This is a genomic window from Kribbella sp. CA-247076 (assembly GCF_050942445.1).
Taxonomy (GTDB): domain Bacteria; phylum Actinomycetota; class Actinomycetes; order Propionibacteriales; family Kribbellaceae; genus Kribbella.
In genome coordinates this window covers 5,536,137-5,562,189 of record NZ_CP192051.1, presented here as the reverse complement: position 1 = coordinate 5,562,189, position 26,053 = coordinate 5,536,137, and the positions used below count along the sequence as shown (strand labels likewise).

Annotated in this window: 20 protein-coding genes; 17 read left to right on the top strand and 3 right to left on the bottom strand. The window is 70.2% G+C overall.

The window, feature by feature from the left end; genetic code table 11:
- Position 1: 1 nt before the first annotated feature.
- Positions 2-1,018 (bottom strand): LacI family DNA-binding transcriptional regulator, encoded by a 1,017-nt coding sequence (locus ACQPYZ_RS26150; RefSeq protein WP_433160733.1) that lies wholly within the window; start codon positions 1,016-1,018, stop codon positions 2-4.
- Positions 1,019-1,119: 101 nt separating this feature from the next.
- On the opposite strand from ACQPYZ_RS26150, the gene ACQPYZ_RS26145 reads away from it, so the two are divergent.
- The 5 genes from ACQPYZ_RS26145 (at position 1,120) to ACQPYZ_RS26125 (ending at position 5,023) form a co-directional block, all read left to right on the top strand.
- Positions 1,120-2,412: an ABC transporter substrate-binding protein gene (locus tag ACQPYZ_RS26145; RefSeq protein WP_433160731.1), complete on the top strand. Its 1,293-nt coding sequence runs from the start codon at positions 1,120-1,122 to the stop codon at positions 2,410-2,412.
- The gene (locus ACQPYZ_RS26140) at positions 2,412-3,290 is read left to right on the top strand and encodes a carbohydrate ABC transporter permease (RefSeq protein WP_433160729.1); all 879 of its coding nucleotides are present in this window, start codon (positions 2,412-2,414) and stop codon (positions 3,288-3,290) included. The genes ACQPYZ_RS26145 and ACQPYZ_RS26140 overlap by 1 nt, the downstream gene beginning before the upstream one ends.
- Positions 3,287-4,201, top strand: a complete 915-nt coding sequence (locus ACQPYZ_RS26135) for a carbohydrate ABC transporter permease (protein ID WP_433160727.1) — start codon at positions 3,287-3,289, stop codon at positions 4,199-4,201. Before ACQPYZ_RS26140 ends, ACQPYZ_RS26135 begins: the two co-directional genes overlap by 4 nt.
- A 97-nt stretch (positions 4,202-4,298) precedes the next feature.
- A complete protein-coding gene (locus ACQPYZ_RS26130) occupies positions 4,299-4,778 on the top strand; it encodes a DUF2975 domain-containing protein (protein ID WP_433160725.1) in 480 nt (159 codons plus the stop codon).
- Positions 4,778-5,023 carry a helix-turn-helix domain-containing protein gene (locus tag ACQPYZ_RS26125; RefSeq protein ID WP_433160723.1) on the top strand — a complete coding sequence of 82 codons (246 nt, stop codon included), beginning with the start codon at positions 4,778-4,780 and terminating at the stop codon, positions 5,021-5,023. Before ACQPYZ_RS26130 ends, ACQPYZ_RS26125 begins: the two co-directional genes overlap by 1 nt.
- A 43-nt stretch (positions 5,024-5,066) precedes the next feature.
- Here ACQPYZ_RS26125 and ACQPYZ_RS26120 read toward each other — a convergent pair whose 3' ends face one another.
- Positions 5,067-5,444: a DUF1844 domain-containing protein gene (locus ACQPYZ_RS26120; RefSeq protein WP_433160721.1), complete on the bottom strand. Its 378-nt coding sequence runs from the start codon at positions 5,442-5,444 to the stop codon at positions 5,067-5,069.
- A gap of 308 nt (positions 5,445-5,752) precedes the next feature.
- Between ACQPYZ_RS26120 and infC the strand changes: the two genes are divergently transcribed.
- From infC to ACQPYZ_RS26095, 5 genes are all read left to right on the top strand, one after another.
- Complete coding sequence (infC, locus tag ACQPYZ_RS26115) at positions 5,753-6,466, top strand: translation initiation factor IF-3 (RefSeq protein WP_433169761.1); 714 nt, start codon at positions 5,753-5,755, stop codon at positions 6,464-6,466.
- Positions 6,467-6,555: 89 nt separating this feature from the next.
- Positions 6,556-6,750: a 50S ribosomal protein L35 gene (gene rpmI / locus ACQPYZ_RS26110; RefSeq protein ID WP_132207807.1), complete on the top strand. Its 195-nt coding sequence runs from the start codon at positions 6,556-6,558 to the stop codon at positions 6,748-6,750.
- A 95-nt stretch (positions 6,751-6,845) separates the two neighbouring features.
- The gene (gene rplT, locus ACQPYZ_RS26105; protein WP_131367113.1) at positions 6,846-7,238 is read left to right on the top strand and encodes a 50S ribosomal protein L20; all 393 of its coding nucleotides are present in this window, start codon (positions 6,846-6,848) and stop codon (positions 7,236-7,238) included.
- 28 nt (positions 7,239-7,266) lie between these two features.
- Positions 7,267-8,079, top strand: coding sequence for a TrmH family RNA methyltransferase (locus tag ACQPYZ_RS26100; RefSeq protein WP_433160719.1), 813 nt, complete (start codon positions 7,267-7,269; stop codon positions 8,077-8,079).
- Positions 8,076-8,978, top strand: coding sequence for a CehA/McbA family metallohydrolase (locus ACQPYZ_RS26095; RefSeq protein ID WP_433160717.1), 903 nt, complete (start codon positions 8,076-8,078; stop codon positions 8,976-8,978). The genes ACQPYZ_RS26100 and ACQPYZ_RS26095 overlap by 4 nt, the downstream gene beginning before the upstream one ends.
- Before the next feature lie 21 nt (positions 8,979-8,999).
- Here ACQPYZ_RS26095 and ACQPYZ_RS26090 read toward each other — a convergent pair whose 3' ends face one another.
- Entirely contained in the window at positions 9,000-9,707 is a 708-nt protein-coding gene (locus ACQPYZ_RS26090) for a TetR/AcrR family transcriptional regulator C-terminal domain-containing protein (protein WP_433160715.1), read from the bottom strand.
- A 55-nt stretch (positions 9,708-9,762) separates the two neighbouring features.
- Here ACQPYZ_RS26090 and ACQPYZ_RS26085 point away from each other — a divergent pair, with 55 nt between their 5' ends.
- The 7 genes from ACQPYZ_RS26085 (at position 9,763) to ACQPYZ_RS26055 (ending at position 25,984) form a co-directional block, all read left to right on the top strand.
- Positions 9,763-11,283 (top strand): MFS transporter, encoded by a 1,521-nt coding sequence (locus ACQPYZ_RS26085; RefSeq protein ID WP_433160713.1) that lies wholly within the window; start codon positions 9,763-9,765, stop codon positions 11,281-11,283.
- Between the two features lie 223 nt (positions 11,284-11,506).
- Positions 11,507-12,616 (top strand): phenylalanine--tRNA ligase subunit alpha, encoded by a 1,110-nt coding sequence (pheS, locus tag ACQPYZ_RS26080; protein WP_433160711.1) that lies wholly within the window; start codon positions 11,507-11,509, stop codon positions 12,614-12,616.
- A complete protein-coding gene (locus ACQPYZ_RS26075; protein ID WP_433160710.1) occupies positions 12,616-15,207 on the top strand; it encodes a phenylalanine--tRNA ligase subunit beta in 2,592 nt (863 codons plus the stop codon). The genes pheS and ACQPYZ_RS26075 overlap by 1 nt, the downstream gene beginning before the upstream one ends.
- A gap of 73 nt (positions 15,208-15,280) precedes the next feature.
- The gene (locus ACQPYZ_RS26070) at positions 15,281-16,828 is read left to right on the top strand and encodes a gamma-glutamyltransferase (protein WP_433160708.1); all 1,548 of its coding nucleotides are present in this window, start codon (positions 15,281-15,283) and stop codon (positions 16,826-16,828) included.
- A 74-nt stretch (positions 16,829-16,902) separates the two neighbouring features.
- Positions 16,903-17,874 carry a glycosyltransferase family 2 protein gene (locus ACQPYZ_RS26065; protein ID WP_433160706.1) on the top strand — a complete coding sequence of 324 codons (972 nt, stop codon included), beginning with the start codon at positions 16,903-16,905 and terminating at the stop codon, positions 17,872-17,874.
- Complete coding sequence (locus tag ACQPYZ_RS26060) at positions 17,871-20,093, top strand: hypothetical protein (protein ID WP_433160704.1); 2,223 nt, start codon at positions 17,871-17,873, stop codon at positions 20,091-20,093. The genes ACQPYZ_RS26065 and ACQPYZ_RS26060 overlap by 4 nt, the downstream gene beginning before the upstream one ends.
- A gap of 104 nt (positions 20,094-20,197) precedes the next feature.
- Positions 20,198-25,984: an Ig-like domain-containing protein gene (locus ACQPYZ_RS26055; protein ID WP_433160703.1), complete on the top strand. Its 5,787-nt coding sequence runs from the start codon at positions 20,198-20,200 to the stop codon at positions 25,982-25,984.
- Positions 25,985-26,053: the final 69 nt, after the last annotated feature.

Here is a 26,053-nt window from a genome sequence, read left to right as displayed (position 1 = left end):
CTCAGGGCGGGGGAGCGGTCGACTCGCGGACCGTCAGGATCGGGTCCGGGCTGCGGCGGTTGAGCACCTGGCCGGGGTCGGCGATGACCTCCAGCAGCACCTCGGCGGCCTGCCGGCCGAACTCGAAGGTGTCGCGCGAGAGTGCGGTCAGCGCCGGATGCATCAGCTGGGTGAGGATCGAGTCGTCGAACGCCACGATCGACAGGTCGCCGGGCACCGAGACACCCATCTCCATCGCGACGCCGAGCCCGGCCACGGCCATCACGTCGCTGTCGTACACGATCGCGGTCGGCCGTTGCGGCTGGGACAGCAGTTTGCGGGTGATCGCGGCGCCTTCGGCGTCGCTGAAGTCCGTGGTCAGCGACGGCGCGTCGACCAGGCCCAGCCGCGGGGCGGCGTCGCGGACGGCCCGGATCCGGCGCTGGGTGTGCTGGAAGTTCGGCGTACCGGCGATGTGGGCGATCCGGCGGTGCCCGAGGGCGGCCAGGTACTCCACGATCGACAGCATCGCCTCGCGGTCGTCGGCCCAGACCGACGGCAGCGCGCCCTTGCCGCCACGACCGCCAATCACCACGGCCGGCAACTCGAGCGCCTTCAGCTCGTCGATCCGCGGGTCCTTCACGGTCAGGTCGACCAGGATGACGCCGTCCACCCGGTGCTCCGAGGCCCATCGGCGGTACACCTCGATCTCGGCCGCGCTGTCCTCGACGATCAGCAACTGCAGCGAGATCGACTCCGCGGACAGCCCCGACTGCACGCCGGACAGCAGGTGGGCGAAGAACGGCTCGACGCCGAGGGTGCGGGCCGGCCGGGCGATCACCATGCCCACCGAATCCACCCGGGAGGCGCCGAGCGCGCGGGCGGCACTGTGCGGCCGCCAGCTCATCTGCTCGGCGATCCGCAGGATCCGTTCCCGGGTCGCGTCGCTCACCCCGGGCCGCCCGTTCAGCGCGAACGACACCGCGCCCTTGGACACCCCGGCCCGCTGCGCGATGTCCGCGATCGTCGGTCTCGCCACGTCCACCATCCTTCACCGGGTCTCTGGGAACCCTTGACAGCGGATTCTACGATCCCGGATAGTGCAGGAGCTATACCGGTTTATCAAACCCAGGAGATTCCATGCGTAGACGTCGTCCGGCAGTGGTGGCAGTCCTGGCCGCCGCGGCTCTCTCCCTCGCTGGTTGCGGCCTCGGATCGGCCGAGGACTCCGGCAGCGGCGCCACGCCGACCGTCGACGCCAACGCGCAGGTGACCGGTGAGGTCAGCTTCCAGACCTGGGCGCTGAAGCCGAAGTTCACCGCGTACGTCGAAGGCGTGATCAAGGCGTTCGAGGCGAAGTACCCGGGCACCAAGGTCACCTGGCTGGACCAGCCGGGCGACGGCTACGACAAGAAGGTGCTCAGCCAGGCCTCGGCGGGTCAGCTCCCCGACGTGACCAACCTGCCGCCGGACTTCGCGCTCTCGCTGGCCAAGCAGAACCTGCTCCTCGACGTCGGCGCCGCGGACCCGAAGATCAAGGAGGAGTACGTCGAAGGCGGCGTGCAGGCGTACCAGTACCAGGGGATGAACGGGACGTTCGGCTACCCGTGGTACCTGAACACCGACATCGACTACTGGAACGCCGACAAGTTCGCCGCGGCCGGGCTGGACGTGAAGAACCCGCCGAAGACGTTCGACGAGCTGCTCGCGGCCGCCAAGGTGATGCACGACAAGACCGGCGGCAAGGAGTACCTGATGAGCCGGCTGCCCGGCATCGGCGACTTCACCAACGCGGGCGTCAAGATCCTCTCCGACGACGGCAAGAAGTTCGTCTTCAACACCCCCGAGGCCGCCGCGCTGCTGGACAAGTACCGCGACGCGTACAAGGCCGGCTACCTGCCGCGCGACATCCTGACCCAGGAGTACCTGGGCAACTCCAAGCTCTTCACCCAGAGCAAGGTCGCCTGGACGACCGGCGGCGGCAACGCGATCCAGGACTTCGTCAAGGACAACCCGTCGCTGAAGGGCAAGATCGTCCCGTCGCCCGCGCTGGACACCCCGCCGCTGTACGTCCAGGGCCTGTCGGTGTCGGCCAAGACCAAGAACCAGGCGGCCGCGATCGCGCTGGCCCGGTTCGTCACCAACGCCGAGAACCAGGCCGCGTTCGCGAAGATCGTGAACATCTTCCCGTCCACCAAGGCGTCCGCCGAGGACCCGTACTTCTCGAAGAGCGACGGTACGCCGGAGAGTGACGCGAAGGTGCTCGCGTTCGAGTCGCTGGCCAAGGCCAAGGTGCTGCAGCCGCCGGTGATCAGCGGCGCGACCAACGACTTCATCGGCCAGCAGATCTCGCTCGCGATCTCCGGCAAGATCTCGTCGCAGCAGGCCCTCGACGCCGCGGTGGCGAAGGCCAACCAGCTACTCACCCAGTGATGCGGTATCAACGCTGGTTCACCCCGTGGGTGCTGGTGATCCCGGCACTCACGTGGTTGCTGGTCTTCAACCTCTGGCCGTCCGTCAACACCGTCATCCTGTCGTTCACCAACGCCAAGCCGCTCGGTGGTGGGACGTTCGTCGGGCTGAAGAACTTCGAGACCCTGCTGCAGGACGAGCAGCTGCGCTGGGCGTTGCTGAACAGCGTGATCTACATGGTGGTGTGCCTGCCGTTCCTCACGATCCTCCCGCTGCTGCTCGCCGTACTCGTGGAGAAGAAGCTGCCCGGGATCACGTTCTTCCGGACCGCGTTCTACACGCCGGTGGTCGCCTCGGCCGTCGTGGTCGCGCTGATCTGGCAGTGGATCCTGGACGATCGTGGTCTGGTCAACGGCCTGGCCGAGAAGCTCGGCGTGATCTCCGGGCCGCTGCCGTTCCTGTCCGACCAGTGGCTGTTGCTGCTGAGCGCCATCAGTCTGACGATCTGGAAGGGGCTCGGGTACTACATGATCATCTACCTCGCCGCCCTCGGGAACGTCGGCCGCGAGCTGCACGAGGCGGCCGCGGTCGACGGCGCCGGGACTTTCCGGCGGTTCGTGCACATCACGGTGCCCGGCGTACGCGGGACGATGATCCTGATCTCGATCCTGATCTCGGTGTCGGCGTTGCGGGTCTTCTCCGAGCTGTTCATCCTCACCGGCGGCAAGGGTGGTCCGGGCGGCCGGGACAACTCGGTCGTCATGCTGATCCAGCAGTACAGCCAGGGATTCGAGGGCAATCTCGGGTACGCGTCGGCGCTGTCCATCGTGCTGTTCTTCGTCACCGTCGTACCGATGCTGGTCCTGGCCCGCCTCAACCGCCGGGGAGCCGAAGCATGAGTCTGGTCACCGATCCGGCGCGGCCGGCGGTTGTGGAAGCTCCGGGTACGCCGCCCGCCCGCCGGCGTGGATCCTTCGGCTTCAACACCATCTCCACCCGGGAGAAGGTGCTCCGGTACGTGCTCCTGGTGTTCGTCCTGCTGATCACGATCGGGCCGTTCCTGTGGCAGCTGTCCACCTCGCTGAAGGGATCGGGGGAGGACATCTACACCCGGATCCCGCGGCTGCTGCCGGCCGAGCCGACGTTCGAGCACTACGGCGCGGTGGCCGACACGATCCCGGTCTGGGACTACGCGAAGAACTCGCTCGTGGTCGCCGTACTGGTTGTCGGCGGCAACGTCATCGGGGCGTCGCTGGCGGGGTTCGCGTTGTCGCGGCTGCAGTTCCGCGGGCGCCGGCTGGTGCTCGGGCTGTTCCTGGCCACGCTGGTGCTGCCGGGTGAGGTGACGATCATCTCGCAGTACGTCACGGTGCGGGAGTTCGGCCTGGCGAACACGCTGTTCGGGGTCGCGCTGCCGGGCATGATCGGGGCGCTGAACGTGCTGCTGATGTACAACGCGTTCCGGTCGTTGCCAGTCGAGGTCGACCACGCCGCGATCGTGGACGGCGCGAACGCGTGGCAGCGGTTCGTGTACATCGGCCTGCCGTCGGTGCGCGGGACGATCAGCGTGGTCGCGATCTTCGCCTTCATCGGCGCCTGGGACGACTTCCTCTGGCCGCTGATCGTGCTCACCGACCCGGACAAGTACACGCTGACGGTCGGCCTGCAGTACCTGTCCGGCACCTTCAGCAACAACCCCCGCCTGATCGCCGCCGGCACGATGATCGCCTTCATCCCGATCGTCATCGTCTTCGCCACCCTCCAACGCTTCTTCTTCAAAGGCGTCGAGGAAGGCGCAGTCAAAACCTGATCACCCCACGCGTGCTCCGCCCGCCCTCCGGCTCATCGCGCCGGGCTGGTCGGCGGGGTCGATTGACTTTCGATAGATGGCGGTTGATAGTCGATGCATGAACTTGGTGAACCGGGTCGTGGTGCCGCTGCGGGTGCTGTTGGTGATGTTGTTCGCGGGGCTGGTGGTGGCGCAGGTGATGAGCATGCCGGGGCAGTTCGCGCACATGGCGAAGGAGGAGCCTGAGCTGGCGTACCTGCGCTGGCCGCTGACCGTCTGGTCGATCCTCGAGCTGCTCTGCATCCAGGTCGTCATCGTCTGCACCTGGAAACTCCTGACCCTGGTCGCCTCCGACCGCATCTTCAGCGAGGAGGCGTTCGCGTGGGTGGACGCGATCATCTGGTCGCTCGGCGTCGGCTGGGTGCTGTTCCTCGGGGTGTTCCTGTACCTCGGTTTCCTGGCCGACGACCCCGGGCTGCCGATCCTGATGTTCGGGATGGTTCTCGTCGGCGGCGTACTGGTCCTGCTGATGGTGGTCATGCGCGCCCTGCTGCGGCAGGCGACGACGCTGCGGACCGACATGGAAGCGGTGATCTGATGCCGATCGTGGTGCGCATCGACGTCGAGCTCGCGAAGCGCAAGATGGGCGTCGGCGAGTTCGCGGAGAAGATCGGGCTCACCCCCGCGAACGTCGCCGTCCTCAAGAACGGCCGCGCCAAGGCGGTCCGCTTCAGCACCCTCGAAGCCATGTGCCGGGTCCTCGACTGCCAGCCCGGCGACCTGCTCGAGTACGTCGACGACGAATCCGTCCCCGCCGACCCCCCGAACACCCGCACCGCCTGACCGCGACCGCACCCGCGGCCGCCACCGGCGCAGCGCGGGAGGACTACCTGCGTGCCGCGGTGGGGTGGACGGGACCGGTGTACTTCTCCCCGGGGGCTTGGCCGGGTTCGTCGGGGATGGTGGACGCCTCCTTGAAGGCGAGCTGGAGGGAGCGGAGGCCGTCGCGCAGCGGTGCGGCGTGGTGGTGGCCGAGGGAGGGGGCGGCGGCGTCGAGCAGGCCGGCGAGGGCGTCGATGAGGGAGCGGGCCTCGTCCAGGTCCTTGTGCTCGGGGAGGTCCTCGGCCAGGCCGAGGTTGACCGCGGCGGCGCTCATCAGGTGCAGGGCGGCGGTCGAGATGATCTCCACACTGGGTACGTCGGCGATGTCGCGGGACACCGTGGACATCGGGTCGGACGGCGGAGTGGAGAGTTCGTCGGTCATGCTGCTACTCTTGCACGGCGACCGACCTGGTCCGGTGGTGACCCCTGAGTGGAATACTCGCGGGCTGCCAGCGGTTCTGGTCAAAGCGGAGGGCCACCTCCCACCCAGTCGATGAACAGTCGGCGGGTCCCGGTCACGCCGAGGTTCCGGAGCCATCCGGGTGCCGAGGCGATCGTACGGCGTACCTCCCGCGAGGGACGGTGGGTCGTCGATCTGGGAATTGGGCCTTCGTGTGATCGCACGAGGGCCTTCGTCGTTTTCCGGCGAGGTGAAGCCGAAGGTCCGCGGCGGTCGCGAGGTGGCACGGAATCGAGCACAACCCAGGAGGACCCATCACCATTGAACTGCGCGTCAACGAGCGCATCCGCGTTCCCGAGGTGCGACTGGTCGGACCGAACGGTGAGCAGGTAGGCATCGTCCGGATCGAGGACGCACTTCGGCTGGCACAGGAGGCAGATCTCGACCTGGTCGAGGTCGCGGCGACCGCCAGGCCTCCGGTCTGCAAGCTGATGGATTTCGGCAAGTACAAGTACGAGACCGCGCAGAAGGCGCGCGAGTCCCGCCGGAACCAGTCCAACACGGTCATCAAAGAGATGAAGCTGCGGCCGAAGATCGACCCGCACGACTACGAGACCAAGAAGGGTCACGTCGTCCGGTTCCTGCGTGCCGGGGACAAGGTCAAGATCACCATCATGTTCCGCGGCCGCGAGCAGTCGCGGCCGGAGCTCGGCTTCCGGTTGCTGCAGCGGCTGGCCGAGGACGTGAGCGAGCTCGGCTTCGTCGAGTCCTCGCCGCGGCAGGACGGCCGGAACATGATCATGGTGCTCGGGCCGCACAAGAAGAAGTCCGAGGCGCGCGTGGACGTGGAAGCCGACAAGGCGAAGAAGAAGGCCGAGCGTGAGGCCGAGGAGCAGGCGGAGCGCGCCGAGCGCGCCGAGCAGGCTCAGGCGCACGAGGCCGAGCGCGCCGCCGGCGCCACGAAGAAGCCGAAGGGTCCGGCAGACAACCTCGACCCGGAGTGACGAACAGCTCCGGCCGGCCGCGATGCTGCTGCCGGAGCACCGTCAACCGACGATCGAGTCAACGAAAGACAATCAGGAGCACAACAGCCATGCCGAAGATGAAGACCCACTCGGGGATGAAGAAGCGCGTCCGGATCACGGGCTCGGGCAAGCTGCGCCGCGAGCAGACCGGTAAGCGCCACCTCGCCGAGGCGAAGCCGACCAAGCGCAAGCGTCGCCTGTCCGGCACCGTCGAGGTCGCGCCGTCGCACGTGAAGAAGGCCAAGAAGCTTCTCGGCCTCTGAGTGCTGGAGATTCGGCACCCGTTCCTTTCCCCCGAACACCCCCGCCGAGGGGGCACCATCTCTCTCCGGCGCAGAAATACAAGGAGTAACACCTCATGGCACGCGTGAAGCGGGCAGTCAACGCCCACAAGAAGCGCCGGGTCGTACTCGAGCAGGCCAGCGGCTACCGCGGCCAGCGCTCGCGGCTGTACCGCAAGGCCAAGGAGCAGGTCACCCACTCGCTCGTCTACGCCTACCGGGACCGCAAGGCGCGCAAGGGCGACTTCCGCAAGCTGTGGATCCAGCGGATCAACGCCGCGGTCCGCGCCGAGGACCTGACCTACAACCGGTTCATCCAGGGTCTGCGGCTGGCCGAGGTCGAGGTCGACCGGAAGATCCTCGCCGACCTGGCGGTGAACGACCCGGCCGCGTTCTCCGCGCTGGTCCAGGTCGCGAAGGCGGCGCTGCCGGCCGACGTGAACGCGCCGAAGTCCGACGCCGCGGCCTGAGCACCCCTTCCTGAAACAGCACCCCGAAGTGGCGAGCCCTGGTCTGCTGACCGCACAGTCCGTGCGGATCAAGCAGGCCCGGCGGCTCGCCACTCGTGCGTTCCGGCGCAAGACGCGCCGCTTCCTGGCCGAGGGCCCGCAGACCGTCCGGGAGGCCCTCGAGCACCGCGAACTCGTCCTCGAGGTGTACGCCGAGCCCGACGTCGCCACCCGCCATCGCGATCTCCGCGATCTGGCCGGCGCCGCGGGCGTGCCGTGGTTCGAGGTCAACCGGGCCGCGATCGAGGCCCTGAGTGAGACTGTCACCTCCCAGGGCGTGGTCGCGGTGTGCTCGCTCGTCGACGTCCCGCTGGACGCGTCGGTACGACGTACGGCCCGGTTGGTCGCGGTCGGCGTACAGGTCCGTGATCCGGGCAACGTCGGCACCCTGATCCGTACGGCGGACGCGGCCGGGGCGGACGCGGTCGTGCTGTCGTCGGAGTCCGTGGACCCGCACAACCCGAAAGCCGTGCGCGCGAGCGTGGGCAGTGTCTTTCACGTGCCGATCACCGTCGACGTGGACGTCCCCGCGGCTGCCAAGTCGTGGCGCGACCAAGGCCTGCAGGTCCTCGCGGCCGACGGCTACGGCTCCAGCGATCTGGACAGCTGCATCGACGACGGCACCCTCGCCAAGCCGACCGTCTGGTTGTTCGGCAACGAGGCCCACGGCCTGCCCGACGGGTACGACGCGATCGTCGACCGCTCGGTGAAGGTGCCGATCTACGGCCGCGCCGAGTCACTCAACCTGGCCACCGCGGCCGCCATCTGCCTCTACGCCTCGGCGCGCGAGCAACGCCGGTGACCGGGCTGCCGTTCGACCTGCAGGGACGGTTCTGGCGCGGGAACCTGCACACGCACTCGGACCGCTCGGACGGTGCGCTGTCACCGGCGGAGACGGCGCGGGTGTATCGGGAGGCCGGGTACGACTTCCTGGCGATCACCGACCACTTCCGGCCGGAGTACGGATTCCCGGTCACGGACACGCGGGAGTTGCGGTCGGACGGGTTCACCACGCTGATCGGCGCCGAATTGCACGCGCCGCGGACCGAGGCCGGGCAGGAGTGGCACATCGTGGCCGCGGGGCTCCCGCTGGACTTCGCGCCGCCGGCGGACGCGGAGACCGGCCCGGAGCTGGCGCGGCGGGCGCGCGCCGCCGGGGCCTTCGTGGGGATGGCGCATCCGTCGGCCTCCCTGTTGACCGCCGTCGACGCCGAGAGCCTGGACGCGGCCCACTCGGTCGAGGTCTACAACGCGCTCGCCGACCGCGAGAACCGCGGCGACAGCTGGCACCTGACCGACGTCCTGCTCAACCGCGGTCACCGGCTCACGGCGTACGCCGCCGACGACGCCCACCTGCAACCCCAGGACCCACCCCCGTGCCAGGCCTGGGTCCAGGTCCGCGCCGAGATCCTCGACCCGGATTCCCTCCTGGCCGCCCTCCAAGCCGGCCACTTCTACTCCAGCACCGGCCCCGAGCTGTACGACGTACGCATCGAGGCCGACGTGGTCGCGGTCCACTGCTCCCCGGTGAGCAAGATCCTGCTCACCGGCGGCGTCCCCGGCGCAGAGGTTGCCCAAGGCACCAACCTGACCGAGTGCGAGCTCCCCCTGACCATGTTCCACGGCACCCACTACCGCGTCACCGTCGAAGACCCCGCCGGCGCCCGAGCCTGGACCAACCCGATCCGGCCGAGCTCCTGATCCGTCGTCCGCCGGGCGGCCCTACTTCTTCGTGATGCGGGACTCGAGGCCGTCGAGGAGGGCTTCCAGGCCGAAGACGAAGTGTTCGGTGAGGGACTGGTTCAGGTCCTCGTGGGCGCGGCGGCGTACCGAGGCGCGCATCTCGGGGTGGTCGGTGGCGACGGCTTCGGCCTGGACGAGCATGTCGCCGGCCCACTCCTGCAGCGACTGACCGGACTTGCGGACCATCTCGCGGGTCGCGACCTCGGAGTTCGCGGTGCCGAGCACGTACGACATCACCGCGCTCATCGCCAGGTCGATCTCGCGCTCGGTGAACCCGGCGGCACCGAACAGCACCAGGCCGCGGGAGCCCAGCGTCATCGCGTTCGGGCCGACGCTCGGCCGGGTGTACATGACCTCGGGCAGCCACGGGTGGCGGAGGACGGCCGACCGCAGGCTGTGGCCGAAGAGCATGGCGCCGTTCCGCCAGCCGGCCAGCTCGGGACCGGGTACGTCGATCTCGCCCCAGATCTCGTCGATCAGGAGGTCGATCAGGTCGTCCTTGGTGGGGACGTGCCAGTACAGGCTGGTCGCGCCCGCGTCCAGCTTCGCGGCCAGCTTGCGCATGCTCAGGCCGGCCAGGCCCTCGGTGTCCAGGAGCTCCATCGCGGTCTTCACGATCTGCTCCCGGCTGAGCGTTTCCCGGGCGGGTGCGGCGGCCCGCCGGCGGGTCCAGATCGACTCCTTCATGGCGTCATCCTAGCCTGGGCTCGCACACTGTACGAGTTTGTCGTACAGTGTGCGAGTGACTAGTACACCGTTCGAGTCCACTCCGGCGACCGGTCATCCGCGACGCTGGTGGATCCTGTTGATCCTCTGCCTGGCGCTGATGGTGCTGGTGGTCGACAACACCGTGCTGAACCTGGCGATCCCGTCGCTGATGCGCGACCTGGGCGCCACTCCCGCCGACGTCCAATGGATCATCGACGCCTACATCCTGGCGTTCGCCGGGCTGCTGCTGACCGCGGGCAGCCTGTCCGACCGGTTCGGGCGGCGGAAGATGCTGATCCTCGGGCTGGTGCTGTTCGGGCTGGCCTCGCTGCTGGCCACGCTGGCTGAGACGCCCTGGCAGTTGATCGCGTGCCGCGCGCTCATGGGTGTCGGCGGCTCGCTGCTGATGCCGAGCACGCTGTCGCTGCTGTTCACCGTTTTCCCGCCGGAGGAGCAGCGCAAGGCGATGGCCGGCTGGTCCACGGTCGCGATGGTCGGCGTGGTGGCCGGCCCGACGGTCGGCGGCGTCCTGCTCGAGCACTTCTGGTGGGGCTCGATCTTCCTGCTGAACGTGCCGATCGCGGTGGTCGCGATCATCGGCGCGGTCGCGCTGATCCCGGAGTCGCGGGGACCGGCGCGGGCGGTCGACCCCGGCGGCGCGGTGCTGTCGATGGTCGGCATGACCGCGGTCGTGTGGGCGATCATCTCCATTCCGGCCGACGGGCTCGGGTCCGCGAAGGTGCTCGGCGGGCTGGCGCTCGGCGTGGTCGCCCTGACCGGGTTCGCGCTGTGGGAGAAGCGGAGTGCGCATCCGATGGTGCCGCTGGCGCTGTTCCGGGACCGGAACTTCAGCGGGACGAGTTTCTCGATCGTGCTGTTGTCCTTCACCGCCGGTGGGTTGCTGCTGGCGTTGACGCAGTACCTGCAGTTCGTGCTCGGGTACACACCGTTGAAGGCGGGTCTCGCGCTGATCCCGTACGCCGCGTCCGCGATGCTGTTCAACGGTCTGGGGGCGACGCTCGGGAAGAAGCTGGCCGACCGGACTTTGATCGCGACGGGGCTGGTGGTGATCGCGGCCGGGTTCGGGATCCTCACCCAGGTCGGTACGTCGTCCGGCTACGGGCTGCTGATCGTCGGGCTGCTCGTGATGGGTGTCGGCGGTGGTCTGGCCGGGCCGGCGGCGTACACGTTGCTCATGCAGTCGGTGCCGGCCGAGCATCGGGGCGTCGGCTCGGCGATGAACGACACCGTGCAGCAGACGGGTGCGGCGTTGTCGGTCGCCGTGCTGGGGAGCGTGCTGGCGGCGGCGTACTCGTCGTCACTGCCTGACTCGGTGCCGGAGGCGGCGCGGAACTCGATCGCGGAGACGCTGGCGCTGGGCCCGGACTTCGTCACGGCGGCGCGGGCCGCGTTCACCGACGCGATGTCGATCGCCATGACGGCCGGCCTGATCGGCGCCTTGGCCGGCGCCCTGGTCGCGCTGCTCGCCCTACCCCGCCGGAAGGCGAGCAGCTCGCCGCAGGAGCCGGCCGCCGCTGAACCCGTGGACGTCTGAGCTCGCCGGGCTCCGCCCGCCCGGCGAGGTCCGCCCGCCTCAGCGCTTCGCGGGACGCCGAGGCAGGCGGAGTCCCTGCCACCGATCATGACCCCACCAACTTTCAACTTGCTTTCACGGCCGCCACACGCCGGGCACGCAGGCTTGTGGACAGCCGATTCACGCTCCGGGGCCGGAGGTTCCTAGACTGCTTCCGCAGGAGTTCCGAAACCGAGAGCGAGCCATGTCCGGTCCCAACACTGATTACGACCCGGTCGAAGTGACGCCGTTGCACGCCGAAGAGCTGGAGCGGACCAGGGACCAGGCACTGACGGCCTTTGCCAAGGCGGCCGATCTGGCCGCCCTGCAGGAGGCCAAGTCCGCGCACCTCGGCGAGAAGTCGCCGATCGCGCTCGCCAACCGTGAGATCGGCGCGCTGCCGCCGCAGGGCCGCAAGGAGGCCGGCCAACGGATCGGCGCGGCCCGGAAGGCGATCAACGAGGCCTTCGCGGCCCGGCTCGCCGTGCTCGAGGCCGAGCACGAGGAGCGGATGCTCGCCACCGAGCGGGTCGACGTGACCCTGCCGTGGCACACGCCGGCCCTCGGCGCCCGGCACCCGCTGTCGCTGATCTCCGAGCAGGTCGCGGACGTGTTCACCGCGCTCGGCTGGGACGTCGCCGAGGGCCCGGAGATCGAGGCCGAGTGGCTGAACTTCGACGCCCTCAACTTCCAGCCCGACCACCCGGCCCGGCAAATGCAGGACACGTTCTTCGTCGAGCCGGCCGGCTCCGGCACCGTGCTGCGGACCCACACCTCCCCGGTGCAGGCGCGGTCGATGCTGACCCGCAAGCCGCCGATCTACGTGATCTGCCCTGGCCGGGTGTTCCGCACCGACGAGCTGGACGCGACCCACACCCCGGTCTTCCACCAGGTCGAGGGCCTGGTCGTCGACGAGGGCATCACGCTCGCGCACCTCAAGGGCACCCTCGACCACTTCGTCGTGTCGATGTTCGGCGAGGGCCTGGAGGCGCGCCTCCGGCCGAACTTCTTCCCGTTCACCGAGCCGTCGGCCGAGGTGGACCTCAAGTGCTTCGTCTGCCGCGGCGCGTCCGTCGGCAACCCGGACCGTCCGTGCCGCACCTGTGGCAGCGAGGGCTGGATCGAGTGGGGTGGTTGCGGCGTGGTGAACCCGCGCGTCCTGCAGGCCTGCGGCATCGACACCGACCGGTACTCCGGCTTCGCCTTCGGCATGGGCCTGGAGCGGACACTGATGTTCCGCAACGGCGTCGAGGACATGCGGGACATGGTCGAGGGTGACGTGCGGTTCAGCCGCCAGTTCGGGATGGAGATCTGATGCGGGTCCCACTGTCATGGCTTCGTGAGTACGTCGACCTGCCGGCGGACGTGACCGGCCGCGGCGTCGCCGAGAAGCTGATCCGGGCCGGCCTCGAGGTGGAGACCGTCGACGAGTCGGACCTGTCCGGCCCGCTCGTGGTCGGCAAGGTGCTCACGTACGAGAACGAGCCGCAGAAGAACGGCAAGACCATCCGCTGGTGCTCGCTCGACATCGGCAAGGACGAGCCGCAGTGGGTCGTCTGCGGCGCGCACAACTTCGAGGTCGGCGACCTGGTCGTCGTCGTCCTGCCGGGTGCGGTGCTGCCGGGTGGTTTCGCGATTTCCGCGCGGAAGACGTACGGGCACGTCTCGAACGGCATGATCTGCTCCAGCTCCGAGCTCGGCCTGGGCGACGACGGGACGCACGGCATCGTCGTCCTCGAGCCGGGTGAGGCCAAGCCCGGTGACGACGCGATCGAGTTGCTCTCGCTGCGCGACGACGTACTGGACATCGCGGTCACGCCGGATCGTGGCTACTGCCTGTCGATCCGGGGTGTGGCGCGGGAGGCCGCGACGGCGTACGGCGTACCGCTGAAGGACCCCGCCGCGGTGACGCTGACGGGGGCCGGCTCCGGTGGGTATCCGGTGCGCGTGGACGACGCCGGGGCGTGCAGTGTGTTCGTCACCCGCACGGTGACCGGGATCGACCCGAAGGCGCCGTCGCCGCGGTGGCTGCAGAAGCGGCTGCTGGCGACCGGGATGCGGCCGATCTCGATCGGGGTCGACGTGACGAACTACGTCATGCTCGAGCTCGGTCAGCCGATCCACGGGTACGACAAGGCCCGACTGTCCGGCGAGATCGTCGTCCGGCGGGCCAACGCCGGCGAGAAGCTGATGACGCTCGACGACCAGACCCGGGAGCTGGACGCCGAGGACCTGCTGATCACCGACGACTCCGGCCCGATCGGGATCGCGGGGGTGATGGGTGGCGCGACCACGGAGATCTCCGAGTCGACCAGCGACGTGGTGATCGAGGCGGCGCACTTCCACCCGATCGTGATCGCGCGGGCGTCGCGGCGGCACAAGCTGTCCTCGGAGGCGTCGCGGCGGTTCGAGCGCGAGGTCGACCCGCTGCTGCCGCGGTACGCCGCCCAGCGCGTGGCGGACCTGCTGGCCGAGCTTGCCGGCGGCACGATCGAGGCCGACGAGACCGTCGTCGACACCCACGGGGTGCCGGAGCCGGTCACCTTCCGCGCCGACCACGCGGCGCGGGTCGCGGGTGCGCCGATCACGATCGAGGAGACCGTCCGTCACCTCGAGTCCGTCGGCTGCAAGGTCGACCCGGCCCCCGCCGGCGCAACCCCCGCACCACTCGCAGCAGGCGTCCACGCTCCTGCCCTGGTCGTCGCGGGCGCTGCTGCGGTTGGTGGTGTGGCGGCGGAGGGGCTTGCGGGGTTGGCCGGTGATGACTTGCTGACGGTGACGCCGCCGGCGTGGCGGCCGGATCTGCGGGATCCCAACGACTTCGCCGAAGAGGTCATCCGGCTGTTCGGGTACGACAACGTGCCGTCGGTGCTGCCGCCCGCGCCGGGTGGTCAGGGGCTCACGGTGTCGCAGACGCGCCGCCGCCGGATCGCGACCGCGCTCGTCGGCGCCGGCCTGACCGAGGTGGTCTCGTACCCGTTCGCCGGGGACGCCGACTTCGACGCGATGGGCCTGCCCGCCGACGACCCACGTCGTACGACGGTCAAGCTGGTGAACCCGTTGTCCGACGAAGAGCCGTCGATGCAGACCACGCTGCTGGCGACGCTGCTCCGGACGGCCGAGCGCAACGTCGGCCGGGGCAACACCGACCTCGCGATCTTCCAGACCGGCCTGGTGTTCCTGCCCAAGGCCGAGCCGAAGCCCGCCCCGCTGCCGTCGGTGGCGCAGCGCCCGAGCGACGCCGAGATCAAGTCCCTGTACGACGCACTGCCGGACCAGCCGCTGCACGTCGGCGCCGTGCTGACGGGTGCGCGGACGCCGGCCGGTTGGTGGGGCAAGGCTCAGCCGACCACCTGGTCGGACGCCGTCCAGCTCGCCCGGACCGTGGCGAACGCGGTCGGGGTCGAGCCGGTCGTGCGCAACGTCGAGGTCGCGCCGTGGCACCCGGGCCGGTGCGCGGAGCTGTCCGTCGACGGCAAGGTCGTCGGTCACGCCGGGGAGCTGCACCCGAAGGTGTGCCAGGCGTTCGGGCTGCCCGCGCGGTCGGGTGCGCTCGAGCTCGACCTCGACGTACTGATGGCGGCCGCGCCGGCGTCGGTCGTGGCCGAGCCGTTCTCGTCGTACCCGGTGGCCAAGGAGGACGTGGCGCTGATCGTCCCGGCCGACGTGGCCGCGGCGGAGGTCGAGGCGGCGCTGGTCGAGGGTGCGGGTGCGCTGCTGGAGTCGATCCGGCTGTTCGACCTGTACACCGGCGAGCAGATCGGCGAGGGCAAGAAGTCGCTGGCGTTCGCGCTCCGGTTCCGGGCGCCCGACCGCACGCTGAAGGAGAACGAGGTGGCGGACGCGCGGCAGGCCGCCGTCCAGGTCGCGGTCGACCGCTTCGGCGCCGTCCAGCGGGTCGGCTGACGGCCATGAGCCGGGGCGGGTCGGCTGACGTCATGGGCCGGGGCGGCTCGGCGCGGCCGGGGCGGGGCGCGGCATGAGCGGCGGGCACCCGCGGGTGGCGGTGGCCGCGCCGAACGCGGCGGCGGCCGAGGCCGGGGTGCGGGTCGCGGCCGAGGGCGGCAACGCCGTCGACGCCGCGATCGCGGCCACGCTGGTGACGATGGTGAACGAGATCGGCGTGGTCTCGCCGGCGTCGGGCGGGTTCGTCACCCTGCAGGTCGCCGGCGGCGATGCGGTCACCATCGACGGCTGGGTGGAGATGCCCGGCCGCGGCCTGGCGACCGAACACTTCGGCCGCGGCGTCTGGGACGTCACCACCGACTACGGCGGCGGGACGACGACCACCGTCGGCCACGGATCGGTAGCCACGCCGGGCGGGATGAAGGCGCTCGACCTGGCCCACCGGCGCTCCGGCAAGGCGCCGTGGCGCGAGGTCGTCCAGCCAGCGATCGACATCGCCCGGCAAGGCTTCCAGCTGAGCCGGACGTCGGGCTACTACCTCCAGTACACCCACGAGATCATCTTCGGCTGGCACCAGCCGAGTCACCGGGTGGTGCACGCCGACGACGGCTCGGTGATCAAGGCCGGCAGCACGGTCGTCATCCCGGAGCTGGCGGACGCGCTCGAGCTGATCGGCCGCGACGGCGCCGAGACGATGTACACCGGCGAGCTCGCGCAGCTGCTCATCCGCGACATGGCCGCGAACGAGGGCATCCTGACGGCTGAGGACCTGGCCGCGTACGAGGCCGTCGTCCGCCCGGCCCTGATGGTCCGGCAGAACGGGTGGCGCCTGGCGACCAACCCGCCGCCCGCGGTCGGCGGGGTCGCCGTGGCCGCGATGCTCGCGCTGCTGGACGGCGTACCGGCGAACGGGAGCTGGAGTCAGTCCGAGATCGAGCGACTCGTCGACGTGCAGTACGCCGTCCTCGGGGCACGGCTGGCCGAGCTGGACGAGGAGGACAAGCGCCAGCTGGAAGGTCAGCGGCTGCTCGACCTGGCCGCGTCCGGTGACCTCCGCGCGCTCAGCTCACCCAGTACGGCGACGGTCTCGGTCGTCGACGACGAGGGCGACGCGTGCGCGATCACGGTGTCGTCCGGCTACGGCTCCGGCGTACTGACTCCGGGCACCGGCATCTGGCTGAACAACGCCCTCGGCGAGCAGGAGTTGCTGCACGGCGGCCCGCACAGCCTGGCGCCGGGGACGCGGCTGACGTCGAACATGGCGCCGAGTGTCGCCCGCCGCGACAGCGACGGCGCGGTGCTCGCGATCAGCTCGCCCGGTTCGGACCGGATCCCGACCGCGATTGCCCAGGTCTACGCGCTCTACACCCATGGCGGGCTGCCGTTGGCCGAGGCGGTCGAGCACCCGCGGTTGCACGTCCGCGTGCGCAAGGACGTGGTGGTCGACTACGAGGACGAGCTGCCGGTGTCGGGCTCGACGTCCCTGTCGACGAGGCCGATGCCGCCGCACTCGATGTACTTCGGTGGCGTCGCGGCCGCGTTCTGGGATCCGGCCGACGGCCTGCTCGCGGTCGGCGATCCGCGGCGGACCGGAGCGGTCGCGATCTCGCCGCCGCTCTGATCGTGCCGATCCACTGCCTGCGTCGTTAGTAAGGTCATCCCTTCGACACCCACCTGAACCGGAAGGTCTGCAGCATGCGGGACACCGACCCCGAGCTCTCCGTCGTCGTACCGATGTACGACGAGGAGGACGTGCTGCCGATCTTCTTCGACCGGATGCACCCGCTGCTGGACGGACTCGGGATCAGCTACGAGTTGCTGGTCGTCGACGACGGCAGCCGGGACAGGACAGCCGCGCTCCTGCTGGAGGCCGCGAATGACTGGCCGCAGCTGCGCGTCGTCCGATTGCTGCGCAACAGCGGTCACCAGGCCGCGCAGTCCGCCGGCTTCCGCCGCGCCCGTGGCCGGTACGTCGTCACCATCGACGCCGACCTGCAGGACCCGCCCGAGGTGATCGCCGAGTTCCTGCGGACCGCACGCGAGCAGGACGTCGACGTCGTGTACGGCGTCCGGTCGGATCGCTCGAGTGATTCGTGGCCGAAGCGGACGACGGCCCGGCTCTACTACCGGCTGATGTGCCGGCTCGTCGGCAAGGACATCCCGTTCGACGCCGCCGACTTCCGGCTGGTCTCGCGCCGAGTGGTGGATGCGGTGAACGCGTTGCCGGAGGACGGCCGGGTGTTTCGGCTGGTCATCCCGTGGCTCGGCTTCCCGAGCACTGAGGTGCCGTACGTCCGGGCGGAGCGTGCGGCCGGGACGACGAAGTACAACCTGTCGAAGATGCTGCGGCTGGCGTTCGACAGCGTGACTGCGTTCTCGGCCGCGCCGCTGCGGCTGGCGACCTGGCTCGGGCTGCTCGGCGGTGCGATGTCCGGGCTGTTCGTGGTCGGTGCGTTGATCATCAAGCTGACCGGCCGGAGCATCCCGGGGTGGACGTCGACCGTGCTGGCCGTGAGCATCATCGGCGCGATCCAGCTCCTGTGTCTCGGCCTGCTGGGTGAGTACGTTGCCCGCCTCTTCCAGTCGAGCCAACGCCGACCGCAGTTCCTGGTCGGCTACGACAGCCTCGACGACCACGGTCATCAGGAACCGGTCCGTCAGGGATGAGGCGGTTCCTCCCGTGGCTGCTGCCGTTGGCGGTCGCGGTCGGCGGGCTTGCGGTGATCGACGTACCACCCGGGCCGATCGTCAAGTACTGCGCCTACTTCGCGCTGGGGATCGCGCTTCCGGGCACCCTGCTGCTGCGGGCGGTCTGGCGGAGTACGGGGAACTGGGCCGAGGATCTCGGACTCGGATCCGTCGTCGGAGCGACCTGGCAGCTGATCGGCTGGGCGATCTTCACCGCGTTCGGCGGGCAGCGCTGGCTGATCGTCTGGCCCGCCCTGGTCCTTGTCGCCTTTGCCCTGGTACGACGCTTGCGTGCGTACTGGCGGATCGGTGAGCCGCAGCCGTTGCCGGTGTGGTGGACCTGGGGACTGGCGATCGCCTCGGCGGTCGTGCTCGGGGCGACCACGCTCGGCGTGATGGCGTTTCACGAGCTGCCACCGCACGGGTCGTCGTACTACCAGGACCTGCTCTACCACCTGTCGATGGTGAACGAGTTGATGCGGGCCGTCCCGCCGGAGTTGCCTCAGGTGGCGGGGGAGCGGCTCGAGTACCACTGGATCGCCAACGCGGACATGGCGGCAGCGGCGGACATCACTCGGCTGGAGCCGGCCATGGTGCTGTTCCGGCTGTGGCTGCTGCCGTGGCTCGTGGTCGCCTTGCTGGTGTGCGCGACGCTGGCCCGGACGGTCAGCCGCGCGTGGTGGACCGGCGTACTCGCGGCCGCTGCGTTGGCGGCGCCGCAGCTGTACCTGTTGGTGGACACCAGCGTGAACCTGTCCGCGCCCCTCAGCTTCCTCAGTCCGTCGCAGACGTTCGGGATGATCGCGTGCGTCGCGGCGGCGGTGTTCCTGATCGAGTTGCTCTTCCGGCATGCCCGCGGCGGTCTCTGGGTGGTCGCCTTCGCGGTCGCGATCATGGGCGGCGGATCGAAGCCGACGGTCCTGCCGATCCTGGTCGGAGCGGTCGGGCTGGCCGCAGTGGCGATGCTCGTGCAGACGCGGCGGCTGCCGATGCGTGCGGTCGTGGGCGGCGCGCTGCTCGTGGCGGCCGGCGTCGGGACGATGCTGACGGTGGCCGGAAGCACGAGCGGGTCGGGGCTGCAGTTTCTCGCCGTCCTGAAGTCGAGTGGGGACTACGCGGCCGCGACCGGGGACACGACCCCGGCGGGGGAGGGCGGGCTGATCCTGCCGGCGCTCGCGCAGGGCGCGGTGGTCGGCACGGTCGTGCTGCTCTGTGTGTTGCTGATCAATCAGGCGACCGCGGTCGTCGGTTTCGCGGTACTCGGGAAGCTGCGGCGGGAGCCGGTCGCGTGGTTCCTGGTCGGCGCCTTGATCGCCGGCTGGGCCGGCTACCTCCTGATCGACCACCCCTCCGTCAGCGAGTCCTACTTCATCCACACCGCCTTCCCCTTCGGGCTGGCCGCCGCCGGCTGGCTCGCCGCGACCTTCGCGCGCGAGCTCTCCCCGCGGACGAGAAGACGCTCGCTGCTCACGGCCGCGGCCGGCGGTCTCGTGCTCGGCGCGGTCACCGGCGGCGTGCTGCTGGTCGCTGACGCGAAGCCGACGGGGTCGCCGGGACACCAGTTGTTGCTGGTCGCCCGGCCGGTGTTGGCGTTCCTGGTACTCGTCGGGCTCGGCTGGTTCCTCCGGAGGCGGCCGGGTGCCGGGCTGGTCGTCGTACTGGCTCTGCTGGCCGTGGTGCCGCTCAAGTCGGTCGGGCAGAGCGCGGTGCACGGGGACACCGAGCGGGCGCGGACGTTCACGGCGCCGCGGTGGTGGGTGTATCCAGACGAGGAGTCGGCGGCGAGGTGGCTCGCGCGGAACTCGGCGCCGACCGACGTGGTCGCGGCGAACACCTGGTGCCGCCCGGCCGGGAAGCTGACGCCGGGATGCGACGCGCGCGGCTACCTCGTGAGCGGGATCGCGGGCCGCCGGACGTTGATCGAAGGCTGGGCGTACACGAACCAGGCAATGGCCGACCAGGGCGTCGGCGGCCGGCGGTACACCGAGCAGCCGTCGCCTTGGCCGGAGCGGGTCGCGCTGACGAACCAGGCTGTCGCGGCGCCGACGCCCGAGGTGCTGCGGCGACTGCGGGCGGAGTACGACGTCCGATGGCTGTACGCCGACGCCCGCAACGGGACCGTGTCGCCGGCGCTCGACCGGCTCGCCGTCCGGCGACACAGCGTGGGCAGGGTCCGGATCTACGACCTCGGAGAGTGATTAGGCCGTAACATCAAGTCGGCGTAGACCGTTACTTCTACGCTGGCCCGCCCGCCCCGCGGCCGACGCACGCGCACGCCGTGAACGCTCGGGAGGGCTGCAACATGCGGGGCACACGACCGAGCCTGTCCATCGTGCTGGTCACCGGTCTGCTCACCCTGACAGCAGTCGACGGCGCCGCGTATCAGGTGCCGTCGGTGCCGTTCACCCAGGGCGACTCGGCGTCGGCGGTCATGCCCGGGTCAGGGCTCCGGCAGACGATCACCGTCACCGGTCAGACCGCGTTGCTGGACGCAACGACTGCCGGGATCCGAGGGACCGGGCCGGCGACGTACGCGCCGCCGATCGCCCGGACGACTCCGGCTCAGGACCTCGTCGTCAACACCGGGACCTGCGCGTCGACCGGGACCTGTGGGGACCGCGGCACGGTGACGATCGCGTTCAGCCAGCCGGTCCGCAACCCGGTCCTGCATCTTGCCGGGCTCGGCGGCTCCGTCACCCAGACCGTCAACGGCACGCCGAAGGCGCAGTCCGAGGTGCACTCGGTCCTGAAGCTGACCACCGCCGGCCTGAGCCTCACCAAGGTCGGCACCGGCAACAACCTGACCGTCACCAGCGACACCGTCACCGCGACGAACCACGACGCCGGCCCGAATTGCATCAACACCAAGACCGGCACCGGTCCGAACGCTTCCGCGACGGCCGCCTGCGGCTCGGTCCGGGTGAACGGCGTGGCCACCACCATCACCTTCGACGTCACCGCGTTCTTCACCAAGCACCCGAAGCTGCCGGCGTTCAACACCGCCTCCTCCGGCGACGCGTTCTCCGTGCTCGCCTCGACCGGGGAGGACTTCGGCGACGCCCCGGCGTCGTACGGCGCGGCCTGGTCGGTGCTCAGCGACGTACGGCTCGGCAAGGAGGTCACCGAGGACAACGCGACCGTCGCCAACGGAACCACCGGCCCGGCCACGCCGGACCAGGCCGACGACGGCGTCACCTTCAAGCCCCTGCGGACGACCTCCACGGCGTACTCCGCCGAGCTCGCCCTGACCGGGGCGTCGAAGGCCGGCCGTGCGTGCGCCTGGATCGACCTCGACCGCGACGGAACCTTCGAGCCGGCCGAACGTGCCTGCACCACGTTCGCCCCCGGCCAGAGCGCGGTCACGCTCAACTGGGCGAAGTACGCCCGCCCGGCCGCCGGAGCGTCGTACGCCCGGGTCCGCGTCGGCTACAACAACGCCCAACTCGACAGGCCGACCGGAGCCGCCGACTCCGGTGAGGTCGAGGACCACCCGATCCAGATCGCGCCGCCGCCCCCGCCGGTCCTGGCCGACGACACCGCGACCACCGCGTTCAACACCGGTACGTCGGTCAACGTGCTGGCCAACGACAAACCCGGCGACCCGGGGACGCCGCTCAAACCCGGCACCCTGTGCCTGCTCGAGACCAAGCAATGCGTCGCGATGGTCAACGTCGTCGGTCAGGCCAAGTACGTCGCCAAGCCGGACGGCCGGATCGACGTCGAACCGGTGCCCGGCTTCTTCGGCCCGGCCAAGCCGGTCACGTACCGCGTTGCCGACGGCAACGGCACCACAGCGACCGCCAAGCTCACCCTGACCGTCGCCCTCCCGGCCCGCCCGGTGGCCACCGCCGACACCGCGACCACCCCGCAGAACGTCAGCCTCGCGATCAAGCCACTGGCCAACGACCGCCCGGCACCCGGGGTCAGACTGGTCCCAGCCTCGGTCGTCCTCCGCGATCCGGCCGACGCCGCGTTCAAGAAGAAGGTCGTCATCGCCGGTGAGGGCGAGTACGTCGCGAAGCCGAACGGCGCCGTGGACTTCCTCCCGCTGCCTCGCTTCACCGGCGTCGGCACGCAACTCGGATATCGCGTCACCGACACCACCCAGCAGACCGCCGAGTCCACCCTGACGGTCACGGTCACGCCGGTCACTCCGGTCGCGCACGGGGACTCCGTGTCCACCGCGTTCGACACCGACGTCGTCGTACCCGTGCTGGCGAACGACGTGCCCGGGTCACCGGACGCTCCGCTCGACCCGGCCAGCCTCCTGCTGGTCGACCCGGCCAGCAAGAAGCTCGTCGACACGGTCACCGTGGCGCGGCAGGGTGTGTATCTGGTTGCCGGCGGCAAGGTGACGTTCCGCCCGGTGCGCGGGTTCCAGGGTGTCGGGAAGCCGCTGACCTACCAGGTCCTGGACAAGAACGGCACGCCCGCGCGGGCCGAGCTCACGGTCTCGGTCGACGCGCCCGGTCCGCCGGTGGCGAACCCGGACACGATCACGACGCGGCAGGGCGGCTCGATCGTGATCGCCGTCCTGGACAACGACAAGCCCGGCCCGACCGGCTCGGCGCTGGTGCCGGGCAGCGTCCGGCTGATCCCGCCCACCCGCAGTGAGCCGGCCACGACGCTGATCGTCCCCGGGCAGGGCAAGTACACCGCGAAGCCGGACGGCAAGATCCTGTTCGAGCCGCTCCCCGCGTTCAGTGGCCCGGCGAAACCGGTCACCTACCAGGTTGCCGACGGCAACGGCGCGCTCGGGAAGGCGACCCTCTCGGTCGCCGTGACCAAGGTGCAGCCGGACGCGACCGACGACACCGCGAGTACGGCGTACGACGCGAACGTCACCGTCAACGTGCTGGCGAACGACAGTCCGGGTGACCCGGCGGTCCCGCTGGTGCCGAGCAGTCTGCGGGTCCTCGACCCGAAGACGCGGAAGCCGAAGACCGCGGTCCTCGTCGACGGCGAAGCGACGTACACGGTGACGGCGGACGGGAAGCTCGAGGTCGACCCGCTCGCGACGTACACCGGCGTCGCGGCGCCGGTCACCTACCTCGTGTCCGACGTCAACGGCACCCCGACCACCGCGACGCTGACGGTCACGATCGCGAAGCCGCCGCCACCGACCGCGAAGACCGACACCGGTACGACCAAGCAGAACGTCCGGTTGCTGCTCGATCCGCTCGCCAACGACACGGCCGGGCAGGGCACCGGGCTCGACCCGCTCAGCCTGGTGCTGATCGACCCGGCGGACGGTTCGATGAAGAAGCTGGTCAAGATCCCCGGCCAGGGCAGCTATCAGGTGAATCCGGAGGGCACGGTCATCGTCGACCCGCTGCCGGGCTTCACGGGTACGGCGACCCCGCTGACCTACCGGGTGTCCGACTGGTTCGACCAGGCGACCCGGTCGACGATCACCGTCACGGTCACGCCGATCACGCCGGTCGCGGTCGACGACACCGCGAAGACGCCGTACGAGAAGACCGTCGCGGTCAAGGTGCTGGCGAACGACACGCCGGGTGACAAGTCGGCGCCGCTGGTTCCGGGCAGCCTGCTGCTCACCGACCCGGCCGACGGCGTGCTGAAGGCGTCCGTGACGATCCGCAACGAGGGCGTGTACACGGCCGCCGGGGGAGTGGTCACCTTCGATCCAGGCGCGACGTTCCGCGGTCCGGGGACGCAGCTGACCTACCAAGTGGCCGACAGCAACGGAACGCTGACCACGGCCAAGCTCTGGATCACGGTCGGGCTGCCGCCGATCGCCGTCGCGGACACCGCGTCGACGCTGCAGGGCGTCCCGGTCACGGTGAACCTGCTGTCCAACGACAGCCCGGGCGCCGACGCGAAGCTCGACCCCTCCTCCGTCGGCCTGCTCGACCCGGCGGCCCGGACGGCCGGCTACCTGAAGAAGGTGACGGTCGCCGGCCAGGGCACGTACTCGGTCCAGCCGAGCGGGGCGGTCGCCTTCGACCCGCTACCCGCCTTCCGCGGGAAGGCGCTGGCGATCAACTACCGGGTCGCCGACTCGAACCAGACCGTCGCTGCTTCGACCCTGACGATGACCGTCAGCCCGGTCTGGCCGGTGACCCTGGACGACTCCGCGATCACGCCGTACAACCAGCCCATCACGGTCAACGTGCTCGCCAACGACAGGGCCGGCGACGCGTCCGCACCGCTCGTCCGGTCGAGCCTGGTGCTGAAGGATCCGGCCGGCGGGTATCGGAAGAGCGTCACCCAAGCCGGTGAAGGGACCTACACCGCGGGCGACGACGGGTCGGTCACGTTCACGCCGGTCAAGGACTACCAGGGGGTGACGACGCCGGCGACGTACCGGATCACCGACGACAACGGGACGACTGCCGAAGGGCTGCTCTTCCTGACCGTGGGCAAGGGCCCCGAGGCGGCCGCCGACACGGTCACCACGAAGCAGAACGTCACCGCGTCGATCGACCCGCTCGCCAACGACAAGGCGGGCACCGGCGCGGAGCTCGAGAAGACGTCGGTCCAGTTGTACGGCGTGGGCGTGCGGAGCTGGGGCCGGCAGGCGACCGTGTCCGGGCAGGGCGTGTTCACGGTGAACGAGGTGACCGGGCGGATCACGTTCGACCCGGTGCCGACGTTCCGCGGGGTCACCTCGATCGCCTACCGGGTCACGGACACGAGCCGGAACACGACCGCTTCGACGGTTGCGTTCACTGTGCAGGCGATCGTTCCGGTGGTGGCCGACGATACGGTCGCGACGCCGTACGGCACCGCGGTGACGGTCGCGGTGCTGACGAACGACAAGCCGGGTGATACGTCGGCGCCGCTGGACGAGGTGCGGCTCGTGGACCCGGCGACCGGTGATCCGGTGTCGTCGCTTGAGGTGGCGGGGCAGGGGACGTACGTCGTACAGCCGGACGGTGGGATCCGGTTCGCGCCGGTCGACGGGTTCGTCGGTACGGCGACGCCGGTCGGATATCAGGTGGCCGACCGCAACGGGACGGTCGCGTCGGCTGCATTGACGATCACGGTGCAGGCCCGGCCGGTGGCGGCGCCGGACGCGGCGCGGACCAAGCAGCATGTTGCGGTGGTGATCGACCCGCTGGCGAACGACAAGCCTGGGCCGGGCGCGAAGCTGGATCCGGAGACGCTGCTGCTGGTCGGTCCGGACGCGGCGCTCGTCACTCAGGTGACAGTTGCGGGTGAAGGTGACTGGGCCGTTGCCAAGGGCAAGGTGACGTTCACACCAGTCGCCACGTTCACCGGGACCGCGCGGCCGGCGGCGTACGTCGTGAAGGACAGCAATCGGAACGCGGCCCGCGCGACGATCACGGTGACGGTCGTGCCGGTGCGTCCGGTGACTGTCGACGACAGCGCGCGGACCGACTACGGCAAGCCGGTCGTCGTCCACGTCCTCGGCAACGACACGGCGGGCGACGCGTCCGCGCCGCTCGTGTCGGGTTCCGTCGTACTGCGGGATCCGGCCGACGGCAAGGACAAGAAGTCGGTGACCGTCCCGGACGAGGGTGGATTCGCGGCCGGCACGGACGGGAAGGTCACGTTCACGCCGGCGAAGGGCTTCAGCGGTACGACGCGGACCGTCGCGTATCGGGTGAGCGATGAGAACGGCACCTCGAACACCGCGCTCGTCGAGGTCACCGTCGCGCCGCCGATCCTGGTCAAGGCGACCACGGACACGGCGACCGGAACGCCTGGGAGCCCGGTCGCGGTCAACCCGCTGCTGAACGACAGCGGCGCGCCCGACGGTCGCACGGTGTGTCTGCGAAGTGGACCCGCGAGCTGCTCCAAGCGGATGACCGACGCGTCGGGCACTTGGGCCGTTGCTCCGGACGGGACGATCAGTCTGACGCCGGCGGCCGGCTTCACCGGGAACGCCAAGGCGATCTACGAGCAGGCCGACGCAGCCGGCGGCACCGTCGCAGCGCCGGTGAAGTTCACCGTCGGGGCGCGGCCGGGCGCGGACGTGCGATCGGTCCGTCAGGCCGAGATCCCCGCGAGCGGTGGGCCCTCGCCCGTCCTGCTCACGCTGGGCGGGCTGCTGGTCGCCCTCGGCGCAACCCTGGCCGCCCTCGCCCGCCGCTCCCGCTGACGCCCTCCGAACGCGCCGATCCGGTTAAGGCTGTGGAGCGCTCGGGATCGCCGGTCTGGCTGAGGCTGT

Excerpts from the sequence above, each read along its gene's own strand:
- ACQPYZ_RS26145 (WP_433160731.1), top strand. The coding sequence starts at position 1,120 with ATGCGTAGACGTCGTCCGGCAGTGGTGGCAGTCCTGGCCGCCGCGGCT.
- ACQPYZ_RS26140 (WP_433160729.1), top strand. The coding sequence starts at position 2,412 with ATGCGGTATCAACGCTGGTTCACCCCGTGGGTGCTGGTGATCCCGGCA.
- ACQPYZ_RS26135 (WP_433160727.1), top strand. The coding sequence starts at position 3,287 with ATGAGTCTGGTCACCGATCCGGCGCGGCCGGCGGTTGTGGAAGCTCCG.
- ACQPYZ_RS26130 (WP_433160725.1), top strand. The coding sequence starts at position 4,299 with ATGAACTTGGTGAACCGGGTCGTGGTGCCGCTGCGGGTGCTGTTGGTG.
- ACQPYZ_RS26125 (WP_433160723.1), top strand. The coding sequence starts at position 4,778 with ATGCCGATCGTGGTGCGCATCGACGTCGAGCTCGCGAAGCGCAAGATG.
- ACQPYZ_RS26120 (WP_433160721.1), bottom strand. The coding sequence starts at position 5,444 with ATGACCGACGAACTCTCCACTCCGCCGTCCGACCCGATGTCCACGGTG.
- rpmI (WP_132207807.1), top strand. The coding sequence starts at position 6,556 with ATGCCGAAGATGAAGACCCACTCGGGGATGAAGAAGCGCGTCCGGATC.
- rplT (WP_131367113.1), top strand. The coding sequence starts at position 6,846 with ATGGCACGCGTGAAGCGGGCAGTCAACGCCCACAAGAAGCGCCGGGTC.
- ACQPYZ_RS26090 (WP_433160715.1), bottom strand. The coding sequence starts at position 9,707 with ATGAAGGAGTCGATCTGGACCCGCCGGCGGGCCGCCGCACCCGCCCGG.
- pheS (WP_433160711.1), top strand. The coding sequence starts at position 11,507 with ATGTCCGGTCCCAACACTGATTACGACCCGGTCGAAGTGACGCCGTTG.
- ACQPYZ_RS26075 (WP_433160710.1), top strand. The coding sequence starts at position 12,616 with ATGCGGGTCCCACTGTCATGGCTTCGTGAGTACGTCGACCTGCCGGCG.
- ACQPYZ_RS26070 (WP_433160708.1), top strand. The coding sequence starts at position 15,281 with ATGAGCGGCGGGCACCCGCGGGTGGCGGTGGCCGCGCCGAACGCGGCG.
- ACQPYZ_RS26065 (WP_433160706.1), top strand. The coding sequence starts at position 16,903 with ATGCGGGACACCGACCCCGAGCTCTCCGTCGTCGTACCGATGTACGAC.
- ACQPYZ_RS26060 (WP_433160704.1), top strand. The coding sequence starts at position 17,871 with ATGAGGCGGTTCCTCCCGTGGCTGCTGCCGTTGGCGGTCGCGGTCGGC.
- ACQPYZ_RS26055 (WP_433160703.1), top strand. The coding sequence starts at position 20,198 with ATGCGGGGCACACGACCGAGCCTGTCCATCGTGCTGGTCACCGGTCTG.